Origin of the sequence: Brachybacterium sp. J153, assembly GCF_036311905.1 — a bacterium.
Taxonomy (GTDB): Bacteria; Actinomycetota; Actinomycetes; order Actinomycetales; family Dermabacteraceae; genus Brachybacterium.
The window spans coordinates 16,603-30,689 of sequence record NZ_JAZDCH010000004.1; the positions used below are offsets into that span (position 1 = coordinate 16,603).

The window sequence follows — 14,087 nt, forward strand, 5'->3', positions numbered from 1 at the left end:
ACATCCAAAGACACCCTCTCATCATGCAAGACTTCCGGCACTAGGATCGACCTGACGCCGGCGCCGCTGCACCGCATCGCGGGCGGCGCGGACCCCGACCCACAGAACAAGGAGCACATCGTGGCGGAGATCTTCTACGACGACAACGCTGACCTCTCGATCATCCAGGGCAAGAAGGTCGCGGTGATCGGCTTCGGCTCACAGGGCCACGCCCATGCGCTGAACCTGCGCGACAGCGGCGTCGAGGTCCGCGTGGGCCTCCGCGAGGGCTCGAAGTCCGCCGCGAAGGCGCAGGAGGAGGGACTGGGCACCGGCACCGTCGCCGAGGTCTCCGAGTGGGCTGACCTGATCATGATCCTCACGCCGGACCAGGACCAGCGGAAGGTCTTCGCCGAGTCGATCCAGCCGCACCTCACCGAGGGCAAGGCGCTCGCCTTCGCGCACGGCTTCAACATCCGCTTCGGCTACATCGAGGTCCCCGCCGGCGTCGACGTCCTGCTGATCGCCCCCAAGGCCCCCGGCCACACGGTGCGTCGCGAGTTCGTCGCCGGCCGCGGCATCCCGGACATCGTCGCCGTCGAGCAGGACGCCACCGGCTCCGCCTGGGACCTCGCGCTGTCCTACGCCAAGGGCATCGGCGGCACCCGCGCCGGCGTCATCAAGACCACCTTCACCGAGGAGACCGAGACCGATCTCTTCGGCGAGCAGGCCGTGCTCTGCGGCGGCATGAGCCACCTGGTCCAGGCCGGCTTCGAGACCCTCTCCGAGGCGGGCTACCAGCCGGAGATCGCCTACTTCGAGGTCCTCCACGAGCTCAAGCTGATCGTCGACCTGATGTGGGAGGGCGGCATCGCCAAGCAGCGCTGGTCGATCTCCGACACCGCCGAGTTCGGGGATTACGTCTCCGGTCCCCGCGTCGTCACCGACCAGACCAAGGCCGACATGAAGGCGATCCTCGCCGACATCCAGTCCGGCGCCTTCGCGAAGCGGTTCATCGAGGACCAGGACAACGGTGCGAAGGAGTTCCAGGAGCTGCGCGCCAAGGAGGCCGAGCACGAGATCGAGAAGGTCGGCCGGGACCTGCGCAAGATGTTCTCCTGGTCCACCTCGGGCCTGGATGACGACTACACCGAGGGCAGCGCCGCACGCTGACCCTTCGCGTCCCACGGCCGACGGCGGGTGCACCTCGAGGTGCATCCGCCGTCGGCCGTCGTGCATGATGTTCGGGACATGTGTACGCGAAAGACGGCGGACCTGCCGTCGAGGGGGAGCAGACCATGACGGCGCGGACGGCCTCGGGCCGGACCACACGACGGACGGCGCTGGGCGCCCTGGGGATGCTGGGGGTGGTGACCGCGGCAGGGGGCTGCGGACTCCTGCCCGGCGCGGAGGAGGAGCCGACGGCGGCGCCGGATCCGGGCAGCGCGCCCGCGGAGGCGAGCGACGGCGGCGGTGCGACGGCGGGGCCCGCCACGGAGCCGGGCACCACCTTCGACGACTGGGCCGTCGAGGCGGACCTCGAGCTCGTCGAGCTCGATCTCGCCGGGGCCGATCAGCAGTTCGGGACCCAAAAGGGACAGATCGAGCAGCACGACCGGTACGGCACCTGGTTCTCGCCCGGCTTCTCCGAGGACTCCCCGGTGTTCACCACTGAGCCGGTGGCGATCGACCCCGCGGCGGAGGCCGCCCTCGGTGGCCGCGAGACCCTGGTCGGATCCTCCATCGGCGTGCTGGTCCAGTCCATCCTCCACATCCTCGACACCCCGCTGCTGCTCGAGCAGGACAACTCGCGCTCGGGCGAGGTGGCCCCGGTGCTCGTCGCGTCGCTCGGGCTGGACGAGGCGTTCCTCCCGAGCTTCGACGAGCTCTTCGCGGACGTCCCGGTCGCAGGCGTGCTCGGTGACGGCGAGGGGCTCCCCGAGACGTACGGGATGGAGCCGCTCCCGTATCCCGCGGACGCTCATCGCCTGCACCTGCTCGAGGCGAGGACCGAGGTGGAGATGCTCGAGCTGTCGGCGCTGACCGGGCCCCTGTTCCTCGCCTCCACCCGCGGTGCACTGCCCGTCTCCACGGCCGACGGGGAGCGGATGCTGGTCCGCACCGCGACCTTCGGGCTCGCCCTCGCGGTCGACGGCCGCACCGCGCTCATGCAGTACTCGACCAATGCCGCACCGAGCGTCCACCTCGAGGATCCCTCGACCCTCCCGGTCGTCGGGGGCACCGAGGTCCCCTCGGGGTGGGTGGAGCACACGCTGCGGGACCTCACCGTGGCGCTCCCGGAGGAGGTCGGGGAGCCCGAGGTCTCGGAGATCGGTCTGCTCTTCACCGGTGGCGAGCGCCGCGCCTCGGTGGTCCGTCATCGTCTCGCGGCCCCGAGCCCGTATCCGCTCGCGGCGACGCGGCACGTCGCTCGGGCGGAGGTCCCCGGGGCGGAGCTCGCGGTGCTCGAGCACGGCGTGGGACCGGGTTCCGAGTTCACCGTCAGCATCACGGTCCACCGCGGGGACGAGCAGTTCTCCGTGCGGCTCCACGACCTGACCGAGGAGGAGAGCGCGGTCAGTGCGCACCAGTTGCTCGCGGGGCTGCGCCTGGACTGAACCGGCACCGACCCGGTGGGGAGGGTGCGGCACGGCGCCCCTTTAGCACAGACGGACAGATCTCGTATCGTGACCGCCGTTCCCGCATGGCGGACACGCGACTACTCTGGTCCCGAAGGCCCTGAAACCCGTCGCCCCCGAGGATGAGTGCGACGACCACCATCCGCACCGGAGGAGATTCCGTGACGCGTCCTGTCGTGCTCATCGCTGAGGAACTGTCGCCCGCCACCGTCGAGGTCCTCGGCCCCGACGTCGAGGTGCGCCGCGTGGACGGCACCGACCGCCCGGCGCTGCTCGCCGCCGTGGCCGAGGCCGATGCCCTGCTGGTCCGCTCCGCCACCCAGGTCGACGCGGAGGTCTTCGCCGCCGCAGGACGGCTCAAGGTCGTCGCCCGCGCCGGAGTGGGCCTGGACAACGTCGACGTCGCCTCCGCCACGACCGCCGGGGCGATGGTCATCAACGCTCCCACCTCGAACATCGTCTCGGCGGCGGAGCTCGCCGTGACCCTGATCCTCTCCTCGCTGCGCCACCTGGCCCGCGCCGATGCCTCGGTGAAGGCCGGCAAGTGGGAGCGGAAGCAGCTCACGGGCGTCGAGCTGCTCGGCAAGACGGTCGGCGTCGTCGGCTTCGGCCGCATCGGCCAGCTCGTCGCCGAGCGCCTGGCCGGTTTCGGCGTCGAGCTGCTCGCCTACGACCCCTACGTGAACCACACCCGGGCCGCCGAGCTCGGGGCGCGCGTGGTCGAGCTCGACGAGCTCATGCGCGCCTCCGACATCGTCACCGTGCACATGCCGAAGACCCCGGAGACCACCGGGCTGATCGGCGCCGAGCAGTTCGCGCTCGCCAAGCCCACCCTGCACATCGTCAACGCCGCCCGCGGCGGGCTGATCGACGAGGAGGCGCTGTACACGGCGCTGACCACCGGGCAGATCGCCGGTGCCGGCCTGGACGTCTACACCTCCGAGCCGCCCGCCACGAGCGAGACCGCAGCGCGCCTGCTCGAGCTCGACAACGTCACCCTCACCCCGCACCTCGGCGCCTCGACGGCCGAGGCGCAGGAGAAGGCCGGCGTGGCCGTCGCCAAGTCCGTGCGCCTCGCTCTCGCGGGCGAGCTCGTCCCCGACGCCGTGAACGTCGCCGGCGGTGCGATCGACGACCTGGTCCGCCCGGGCGTGGCGCTCGCCGACCGCCTCGGCCAGCTCTTCACCGCGCTCGCGGCCGAGTCGCCCGAGCTGCTCGAGATCGTCGTGCGCGGCGAGATCGCCACCCACGACGTCACCGCGCTCAAGCTCTCCGCCCTCCGCGGACTTTTCCGCGGCGTGGTCACCGACCAGGTCAGCTACGTCAACGCCCCCGTCATGGCCGAGGAGCGCGGCATCACCGTGCAGCTGCAGACCGAGGAGGCCTCCGAGCGGTTCCGCAACGTGATCTCGCTGCGCGGCACGCTCCGCAGCGGCGAGGTCGTTTCCGTCTCCGGCACCCTCAGCGGCGTCGAGCAGGCCCACAAGCTCGTCGAGGTGGGCGGCCACGCGCTCGAGGTCCCCCTCAGCGACCATCTGCTGCTGATCCGCTACGAGGACGGACCGGGCCTGATCGGCCAGTACGGCGCCCGACTGGGCGAGGCGGGCGTGAACATCGCCGGCATGCAGGTCTCCCGCGCGGGCAAGGGCCCCGGCGCCGAAGCCCTCGTGGTCCTCGACCTGGACTCCTCCGTGGACCGCGAGCTCGCCGAGCGCATCGGCGAGGACATCGGCGCCCACTCGATCCACGCCGTCGACCTCGTCTACTGACCCCGACCCTCGCGACCGAGCGTCCCCGAAGGAGCACCACCATGAGCACGACCTCCGCGTCCACCACCCTGCGCCTCGCCGTCATCGAGGGTGACGGCATCGGTCAGGAGGTCGTCCCGCAGGGCCTGCGAGCCCTCCGGGCGGCCCTGGAGCCGGCCGGCGTCACGGTCGAGACCACCGACTTCGACCTCGGGGCGGGCCGCTGGCACCGCACCGGCGAGACGCTCACCGACGAGGACATGGCCCGCCTCGCCGAGCACGACGCGATCCTGCTCGGCGCGGTCGGCGATCCCGGGGTCCCCTCGGGCGTCCTCGAGCGCGGCCTGCTGCTGAAGCTCCGCTTCGGCTTCGACCACTACGTGAACCTGCGTCCCACCCGGCTCTTCCCGGGCGTGGCGACGCCGCTCGCCGAGCCCGGCGAGATCGACTTCCTGGTGGTGCGCGAGGGCACCGAGGGCCCGTACGTCGGCAACGGCGGCTCGATGCGCACCGGCACCGAGCTGGAGGTCGCCACCGAGGTGTCCCTCAACACCGCCGTCGGCGTCGAGCGGGTGGTCCGCTACGCCTTCGAGCAGGCCGCGGCCCGCCGGGGGAAGCTCACCCTGGTGCACAAGCACAACGTGCTGGTGCACGCCGGGCACCTGTGGCGGCGGATCGTCGAGCAGGTCGGAGCCGAGTACCCCGCGGTCGCCGTCGACTACGCCCATGTCGACGCGATGATGATCTATCTCGTGCAGGACCCCTCGCGCTTCGACGTGATCGTCACCGACAACCTCTTCGGCGACATCGTCACCGATCTCGCGGGCGCCATCGGGGGCGGCATCGGTCTCGCGGCGAGCGGCAACGTGAACCCCACCGGGGCCTTCCCGTCGATGTTCGAGCCCGTGCACGGCTCGGCACCGGACATCGCCGGCCAGGACAAGGCCGATCCCACCGCCACGGTGCTCTCGGTCGCGCTGATGCTCGACCACCTGGGGCACGTCGAGCCGGCCGCCGCCGTGCGCGCCGCGGTCGAGAACGACCTCGCCGCCCGGGCCGAGGACCCCTCGCTCGCCGCCCGCGGGACCGTCGCGATCGGCGACGCGCTCGTCGCCGCGATCTCCGGGCGCTGAGCCCGCACCTGCCACACTGACCCCACCCGCCCGATCCTCGAGGAGGACCCACCCGTGAGCGCGCTCGCCTTCCCCCAGTCCGACACCACCCGTCGCATCGGCGACGACGAGCGCGCCCGCACCCTCGCCGCCCCCGGCTTCGGTCAGCACTTCACCGACTTCATGACCCATGCCCGGTGGACCGTCGAGGGCGGCTGGGCCGGGGGAGAGGTCATCCCGTTCGGACCGCTCCAGCTCTCCCCGGCCTCGGCCGTGCTGCACTACGGCCAGGAGATCTTCGAAGGCCTCAAGGCGTTCCGCCACGCCGACGGCTCGGTGTGGACCTTCCGTCCCGAGCGCAACGCCGAGCGGCTCGCGGCCTCCGCCCGTCGCCTCGCGCTGCCCGAGCTGCCGGTCGAGGACTTCCTCGCCTCGCTGCGCGCGCAGGTCGCGGCCGACGAGCCGTGGGTGCCGGAGCCGACCGGCGAGCAGTCGCTGTATCTGCGTCCGTTCATGATCGCCAACGAGGAGTTCCTCGGGGTCCGGGCCTCCCACGTGGTCGACTACTACGTCATCGCCTCCCCGGCGGGTGCCTACTTCCCGCGGGGCGTGCAGCCTCTCGTCGTGTGGATCACGGACGAGTTCGCCCGCGCCGGCGCGGGGGGCACCGGCGCCGCGAAGTGCGGCGGCAACTACGCGTCCTCCCTCCTGGGCAAGGCGCAGGCGGCCGAGCACGGCGCCGACGAGGTGCTCTTCCTCGACTCCGAGACGCACACCTCGATCGACGAGCTCTCGGGCATGAACGTCTTCGCGATCACGGCCGACGGCAGGATCCTCACGCCGTCCCTCAGCGGCTCGATCCTCGAGGGCGTCACCCGTTCCTCCATCCTCACCCTCGCGGCGGATCGCGGTCTCGAGCCCGTCGAGCAGCGCCTGGTGATGGACGAGGTGCTCGCGCAGCTCGCGAGCGGCGAGATCACCGAGATGTTCGCCTGCGGCACGGCCGCCGTGATCACGCCGATCGGGGAGTTCCGCCATCCGGGCGGCGCGCAGCCCGTCGGCGACGGCGGCTCCGGCGAGACCACCCTCGCCCTGCGCCAGGAGCTCACGGACATCCAGTACGGCCGGGTGCCCGACCGTCACGGCTGGCTCACCCGGCTGGTGTGAGATGACGAGCACCGCCCGCCCCACACCCAGCGCCGTGGACGGCTTCCACCTCTACGACACGACCCTGCGCGACGGCTCCCAGCAGGAGGGCCTGACGCTCTCCGTCGCGGACAAGCTCGCCGTCGCGCGCCTGCTCGACGAGCTGGGAGTGACCTACATCGAGGGCGGCTGGCCGGGCGCGGTCCCGCGCGACACCGAGTTCTTCGCCCGGGCGGCGACCGAGCTCGAGCTGCGCACCGCCCGTCTCGCCGCCTTCGGCGCGACCCGCAAGGCGGGCGTCACCGTGACGGAGGACCCGCAGGTCGCGGCGCTCGTCGACTCGGGAGCCCCGACGATCACGCTCGTGGCCAAGTCGGATCTGCGCCATGTCCTCGGCGCCCTGCGTACCACGGCCGAGGAGAACCTGGCGATGGTGCGGGACACCGTCGAGCACCTGCGGGGCCTGGACCGCGAGGTGTTCGTCGACGCCGAGCACTTCTTCGACGGCTACCTGCACGATGCCGACTACACCGCCTCCGTGGTGATCGCCGCCTACGAGGCCGGTGCGGCGTCGGTCGTCCTGTGCGACACCAACGGCGGGATGCTCCCGCACCAGGTGACCGAGATCGTCGAGGACCTCCGCGGCCGACTCGACGCCGCCGGGCTCGCCGACGCGCGCCTCGGTGCCCACACCCACAACGACTCCGGCTGCGCCGTCGCGAACGCCCTCACCGCCGTGCGCGCGGGCATCACCCACGTACAGGGATGTGTCAACGGCTACGGGGAGCGCACCGGCAACGCGGACCTCGTCACGCTCCTCGCCGACCTCCAGCTGAAGATGGGCCTCGAGCTCCTCCCCGCGGAGACCCTCGCCGAGACGACGCGCATCGCCCACGCGATCGGGGAGATCGTGAACATGCCGGTCACCTCCCGCGCGCCCTACGTGGGGGCGAGCGCCTTCGCGCACAAGGCCGGGCTGCACGCGAGCGCGATCCGAGTGGACCCGGATCTCTACCAGCACATGGATCCGCGCGAGATCGGCAACGACATGCGCATGATCATCTCGGACATGGCCGGCCGCGCCTCCATCGAGCTCAAGGGCCGCGAGCTCGGCTTCGACCTCGCGGGGGATCCGGAGCTGCTCTCGCGGCTCGCGGCGACCGTCAAGCAGCGCGAGGCGGAGGGCTACTCCTACGAGGCGGCCGACGCCTCCTTCGAGCTCCTCGTCCTGGACCAGCTCGGTCAGGTGCCGTCCTACGCGACCGTCGAGTCGTGGCGCGCCACCTCCCAGCAGCTGCGCGACGGCACCCTCGAGTCCGAGGCGACGGTGCGCCTGCTCGCCGGGACGGGCGAGGACGCGGAGCGGCGGGTCGCGATCGCCGAGGGCAACGGCCCGGTCAACGCCCTGGACCTCGCCCTGCGCTCCGCCCTCCGCGAGCGCTACCCCGAGATCGACGACTTCGAGCTGCAGGACTTCAAGGTGCGCATCCTCGACGCGCAGCACGGCACCGATGCGACCACCCGGGTGCTCGTGCGGACCTCCGGGCGCGGTCTCGAGTTCCAGACCGTGGGCGTCGGCCCGAACGTCATCGAGGCCTCGTGGGAGGCCGTCTTCGACGCCTACACCTACGGCCTGTACAAGTCGGGCGTCTGAGCCCTCGAGCCACTACCCTGTGGCCATGACCACTTTCGTGCTGACCGCCATCGGCGAGGACCGCCCCGGCCTCGTCTCCGCCCTCGCCTCCGTCGTCGACGAGCACGGAGGCAGCTGGGTCGACAGCCAGCTCGCCCTGCTCGCCGGCCACTTCGCCGGGATCGTGCAGGTCGAGGTCCCGGCCGAGCGGACCGAGGCGTTCCTGGACGCCCTCCCCGCCCTCGCGGGAGAGGTGGGTCTGCAGGTCGAGGCCGCGAGCGGGACCGGCGCGGCGGCGCAGGGCGGGGAGTCCTTCCGTCTGCATCTGCTCGGCCAGGACCGCACCGGCATGGTGCGCGAGGTGACCTCGGCGCTCACCGCGCAGGGCGCCACCATCGACGGTCTGCGCAGCTGGACCCGCGACGCCCCGGAGGGCGGCGGTGTGCTCTTCGAGGCCGAGGCCGAAGTGCGCCTGCCCGCGGGCGGTTCGGATGCGGCGGTGCGGGAGGCCCTCGAGCAGATCGCCGCCGAGCTCATGGTCGACCTGGAGCTCGACGTCCCGGAATGAGGCGTCGAGAGCGCGAGGAGGACGAATTCGGTGATCTCCGGATCGCATAATTCTCTGCTTTCCGACGAGTAACAGAAGAATTCCTCGAGAAGGGGCCCCATCGGGACGGAAGTCCCCTATGGTGGCCGCACGGGCCGAGAATGCTGGAGGCGCACAGTCCCCCTGTGGTGCGTCGTCGAGAACAGGTCGACCCGCGCGTCCGCACTCGCCCGAGGAGCGCCTCGATGTCCGGGTCCCCATCCTCCGCCGTCACCTCGACCACCTCCCCGTCGACCGTCCCGCCCGGGGCCTGGCGAGCCCTTCTGCTGGTCACCCTGGGCTTCGGAGTGAACTTCTGGGCATGGGCGCTGCTGAGCCCGCTCGGCCCCGTCTACGTCGAGCAGGGCCTCGCCCAGGATGCCTCGCTGATCGTCGCGCTACCGGTCCTGGTGGGCTCGCTGGGTCGGATCCTCATGGGCGCGCTCTCGGACCGCTTCGGCGGGCACCTGATGTTCCCGCTGGTCTCCCTGCTCACCGTGATCCCGGTGCTGTTCATCGGCCTGATCGGCCAGTACTCGTATTCCACGCTGCTACTCGGCGGATTCTTCCTCGGCATCGCCGGCACCACCTTCGCCATCGGCGTGCCCTACGTGAACTCCTGGTTCCCGCCCGCGAAGCGCGGCATGGCCACCGGCCTCTACGGCGTGGGCATGGGCGGCACCGCGATCAGCGCCTTCACCACCGTCCCGCTGGTCGATGCGATCGGGGACGTCGCCCCCTTCGTGCTCACCGCGATCGCGCTCGTGGCCTACGCCGTGGTCGGCTGGCTGTTCATGCACGACGCCCCCACCTGGACGCCGTCGAAGCGGAGCATCATCGCCCAATCCCTCGCGGTGATGAAGCTGACGGTGACCTGGCAGGCTTGCTATCTCTACGCCTTGTCCTTCGGCGGCTACGTCGCCTTCTCCGTCTTCCTGCCCACGATGCTGAAGAACTGGTACGGGCTGGAGACCGCCGACGCCTCCTTCCGGATGGCCGGATTCGTCATCGTCGCCGTGATCATGCGCCCGCTCGGCGGGACCCTCTCGGACCGCCTCGGCGCGGTGCGCACCCTGCTGATCTCCTACACCGCTGTCGCTCTCGCCGCGCTGCTTCTGGCCTTCCAGCCCGCGCTGATGCCGCTGGGCACGATCGCCTTCATCGTCATGGCCGCCGGCCTCGGACTCGGCTCCGGCGCCGTCTTCGCCCTGGTCGCGCAGACCTCCGAGCCCTCCGTGGTCGGCTCCGTGACCGGCTTCGTCGGCGCCGCGGGCGGCCTGGGCGGATTCGTCCCGCCGCTGGTGATGGCCGCGATCCACGCCGGCAGCGGCAGCTACTCCCTCGGCATCGTCCTGCTGCTGCTTGCCACGCTCGGAGCGATCGTCGTCACCCTCTTCGTCGCGCGCGGCGCCCGCTCCGCCGCTCCCTCCGACGCCCCCGCCACCTGACCCCGTCCCGTCCCGTCCCGTCCCAGGAGGAGCACCCATGAGCATCCAGGACCGCACCACTCCCGGCGGAGGGATGGACTCGCCGCTGTTCGACGCGCTGATCGGCGCCCGGCGCATGTTCAGCCGGTCCGAGCGGATCAGCGAGGACAACCGCGAGACCCATCGCGTGGGCGGCCGCGGCGGCGACTCCTTCTACCGCGAGCGATGGAGCCACGACAAGGTGGTCCGCTCCACCCACGGCGTCAACTGCACCGGCTCCTGCTCCTGGAAGGTGTACGTCAAGGACGGGGTGATCACCTGGGAGTCGCAGGAAACCGACTACCCTTCCGCGGGCCCCGACCGGCCCGAGTACGAGCCGCGCGGCTGCCCCCGAGGCGCCTCCTTCTCCTGGTACACCTACTCGCCCACCCGGGTGCGCTATCCCTACATCCGCTCCGAGCTGCTGCGCATGTTCCGGGAGGAGAAGGCGAAGGCCCCGGGGAACGACCCGGTCGAGGCGTGGAAGGCGATCGTCTCCGACCCCGAGAAGGCGAGGCGCTACAAGCGCGTCCGCGGCAGAGGCGGCCTCGTGCGGGCGAGCTGGGAGGAGGCGGAGGAGCTCGTCGCCGCCGCCTACGTCCACACCGTCAAGGAGTTCGGCCCGGACCGCGCCACCGGTTTCTCACCGATCCCGGCGATGAGCCAGGTGTCCTTCTCCTCCGGCGCCCGCTTTCACCAGCTCATCGGCGGCTCGATGCTGTCCTTCTACGACTGGTACGCGGACCTCCCACCTGCCTCGCCGCAGGTCTTCGGCGACCAGACCGACGTGCCCGAGTCAGGGGACTGGTGGGACGCCTCCTACCTCATCATGTGGGGCTCGAACGTGCCCCTGACCCGGACCCCCGACGCCCATTGGATGGCCGAGGCGCGCTACCGCGGCCAGAAGGTCATCTCCGTCGCCCCCGACTATGCCGAGAGCGTCAAGTTCGCCGACGAGTGGCTCGCCCCGCATCCCGGCACCGATGCGGCGCTCGCCATGGCGATGGGCCACACCATCCTGCGTGAGTTCTATGTCGAGCGGCAGGTGCCGTACTTCGAGGAATACTCCCGGCAGTACACCGACCTGCCCTTCCTCGTGCAGCTCGAGCGGCGCGAGGACGGTGCCCTCGTGCCCGGGAAGTTCCTCGTCGCGAGCGAGGCGGGGGAGCACCGCACCGCCGAGGCCTCGACCGAGCACGCCGACTTCAAGCCGATGATGTTCGACCGCGCGACCGGCCGGGTCGTCGTCCCGAACGGCACGCTCGGCCACCGATACAGCGCTGACGGGGAGGGCCGCTGGAACCTCGAGCTCGGCGAGCTCGACCCGGCGCTCACCTTGCTGGGCCATCACGAGGACGTGGCCGAGGTGCTGTTGCCCCGCTTCGACACGGCAGGTCAGGGCGGGCGCGGCGATGTCGTGCGCGGCGTGCCCGTGCGCGCGATCGACGGGCGCATCGTGACCACCGTCTTCGACCTGCTGCTGGCCGAGTACGGGGTGGGCCGTGAGGGCCTGCCCGGGCAGTGGGCACGCGGCATCGACGACGCCGAAGCGCTCTACACCCCCGCCTGGCAGGAGGAGATCACCGGCGTGCCCGGCGTCGCCGCCGCCCGCATCGCCCGCGAGTTCGCGCAGAACGCGATCGACTCCGGCGGCCGGTCGATGATCATCATGGGCGCCGGCACCAACCACTGGTTCCACTCCGACACCATCTACCGCTCCTTCCTGACCCTCACGAACCTCTGCGGAACCCAGGGCGTCAACGGCGGCGGCTGGGCCCACTACGTCGGCCAGGAGAAGGTCCGCCCGATCACCGGCTGGCTCCACCTCGCCAACGCGCTGGACTGGACCCGGCCGCCACGCCAGATGACCCAGACGACGTATTGGTACATGCACACGGACCAGTGGCGCTACGACCGCTTCGGCGCCGACACCCTCGCTGCGACGACGGGCGCGGGCCGCTTCGCGGGCACCACCACGGCTGATGCCGTCGCCCTGTCCCAGCGCCTGGGCTGGCAGCCCTTCTACCCCCAGTTCGACATCTCCTCGCTCGACGTCGCCGACCGTGCCGCCGAGGCGGGCCAGGAGACGATCCCGTACCTCGTCGACCAGCTTCGGAGCGGCGGCATCAGCTTCGCCGCCGAAGACCCGGACGCCCCGCAGAACCATCCGAAGATCTGGTCGATCTGGCGGGCGAACACCCTGGGCTCCTCCGCCAAGGGCGATCAGTACTTCTTCCGTCACCTGCTCGGGGTCGACTCCGCCGCCACCGAGGAGGAGACCCCGGAGCACCTCCGGCCCCGGGACGTGCGCTGGCGGGACGAGGCGCCGATCGGCAAGGTCGATCTGATGCTCACCCTCGACTTCCGCATGACGAGCCACACCCTCCACTCGGACGTCGTGCTGCCGGCGGCGACCTGGTACGAGAAGCACGACCTGTCCACGACGGACATGCATCCCTTCGTGCACTCCTTCAACCCGGCGATCTCCAACCCCTGGGAGTCGCGCACCGACTGGGAGACCTGGGCCGGGATCGCGCGGCGCTTCAGCGAGCTCGCCGAGACCCATCTCGGCACCCGCACCGACGTCGTGGCCTTCCCGCTCCAGCACGACACCCCCGGCGAGCTGGCGACCCCGCACGGGCGCGTGCGCGACTGGAAGAAGGGGGAGTGCGAGCCGATCCCGGGCCTGACGATGCCCACCCTCGTCGAGGTCGAGCGGGACTACACGCAGATCCACGCGAAGTTCACCTCGATCGGCCCGCTGCTGGAGACGCTCGGGATGACCACCAAGGGCATCACCTACGACGTCAAGGACTACGTCGCCGAGCTCGGCCGCCTCAACGGCGTCCACCGCCACGGCGCCGCCGCCGGGCGGCCGAGGCTCGAGACCGACCTGCAGGCTTGCGAGTTCATCCTGGGCTTGTCCGGCACCACCAACGGCCACATGGCTACCGAGGGCTTCAAGACCCTCGAGAAGCGCACCGGCATGGCCCTGCACGACCTCGCCGCCGAGAACGAGGGTAAGCGGATCCATTTCGCCGACACCAAGGCCGCCCCGGTCCCGGTGATCACGAGCCCCGAATGGTCCGGCTCGGAGTCCGGCGGGCGCCGGTACAGCCCCTTCACCATCAACGTCGAGCGCAAGAAGCCCTGGCACACCCTCACCGGCCGCCAGCACTTCTACCTCGACCACGACTGGATGCTAGAGATGGGCGAGGCGCTGCCGGTCTTCCGGCCTCCGCTCGACATGACCGCCTTGTTCGGCGAGCGCGCGCTGGGCACCACGGACGAGGCCGGGACATCGATCTCGGTGCGCTACCTGACCCCGCACAACAAGTGGGCGATCCATTCGATGTACATGGAGAACTTCTTCATGATGAACCTCTCCCGCGGCGGCCAGACGATCTGGATGAGCGTCGAGGACGCGGAGGCCGTCGGCATCACCGACAACGACTGGATCGAGGCCACCAACCGCAACGGTGTGGTCGCCGCCCGGGCGGTGGTCTCGCACCGCATGCCGAAGGGCACCGCCTTCATGCACCACGCCCAGGATCGCACCGTGAACGTGCCGCTGACCGAGCGGGACGGCATGCGCGGCGGCATCCACAACTCCCTGACCCGGATCATGCTCAAGCCCTCCCACCTCATCGGCGGATACGGCCAGCTGTCGTACGCCTTCAACTACTACGGCCCCACGGGGAACCAGCGCGACGAGGTCACGATGATCCGTCGGCGCACCGCCCCCGTCGAGTACTGAGCTCCGAGAGCACGAGGAGAG

The 14,087-nt window shown here is 71.0% G+C and carries 9 protein-coding genes; all 9 read left to right on the forward strand.

Annotated elements, in window-relative coordinates; translation table 11 throughout:
- Nucleotides 1–120: 120 nt before the first annotated feature.
- Complete coding sequence (gene ilvC / locus V1258_RS01695) at nt 121–1,152, forward strand: ketol-acid reductoisomerase (protein ID WP_329748065.1); 1,032 nt, start codon at nt 121–123, stop codon at nt 1,150–1,152.
- Nucleotides 1,153–1,277: 125 nt separating this feature from the next.
- Complete coding sequence (locus V1258_RS01700; protein ID WP_329748066.1) at nt 1,278–2,597, forward strand: hypothetical protein; 1,320 nt, start codon at nt 1,278–1,280, stop codon at nt 2,595–2,597.
- Between the two features lie 182 nt (nt 2,598–2,779).
- The gene (gene serA / locus V1258_RS01705) at nt 2,780–4,387 is read left to right on the forward strand and encodes a phosphoglycerate dehydrogenase (protein WP_329748067.1); all 1,608 of its coding nucleotides are present in this window, start codon (nt 2,780–2,782) and stop codon (nt 4,385–4,387) included.
- A gap of 41 nt (nt 4,388–4,428) precedes the next feature.
- A complete protein-coding gene (locus V1258_RS01710) occupies nt 4,429–5,499 on the forward strand; it encodes a 3-isopropylmalate dehydrogenase (RefSeq protein ID WP_329748068.1) in 1,071 nt (356 codons plus the stop codon).
- Nucleotides 5,500–5,553: 54 nt separating this feature from the next.
- Nucleotides 5,554–6,645, forward strand: coding sequence for a branched-chain amino acid aminotransferase (locus V1258_RS01715; protein WP_329748069.1), 1,092 nt, complete (start codon nt 5,554–5,556; stop codon nt 6,643–6,645).
- A gap of 1 nt (nt 6,646) precedes the next feature.
- Nucleotides 6,647–8,278 (forward strand): citramalate synthase, encoded by a 1,632-nt coding sequence (gene cimA, locus V1258_RS01720; protein ID WP_329748070.1) that lies wholly within the window; start codon nt 6,647–6,649, stop codon nt 8,276–8,278.
- A 25-nt stretch (nt 8,279–8,303) separates the two neighbouring features.
- Complete coding sequence (locus V1258_RS01725) at nt 8,304–8,825, forward strand: glycine cleavage system protein R (protein WP_329748071.1); 522 nt, start codon at nt 8,304–8,306, stop codon at nt 8,823–8,825.
- 224 nt (nt 8,826–9,049) lie between these two features.
- Nucleotides 9,050–10,291 (forward strand): nitrate/nitrite transporter, encoded by a 1,242-nt coding sequence (locus V1258_RS01730; protein WP_329748072.1) that lies wholly within the window; start codon nt 9,050–9,052, stop codon nt 10,289–10,291.
- Between the two features lie 37 nt (nt 10,292–10,328).
- The gene (locus V1258_RS01735; protein WP_329748073.1) at nt 10,329–14,066 is read left to right on the forward strand and encodes a nitrate reductase subunit alpha; all 3,738 of its coding nucleotides are present in this window, start codon (nt 10,329–10,331) and stop codon (nt 14,064–14,066) included.
- Nucleotides 14,067–14,087: the final 21 nt, after the last annotated feature.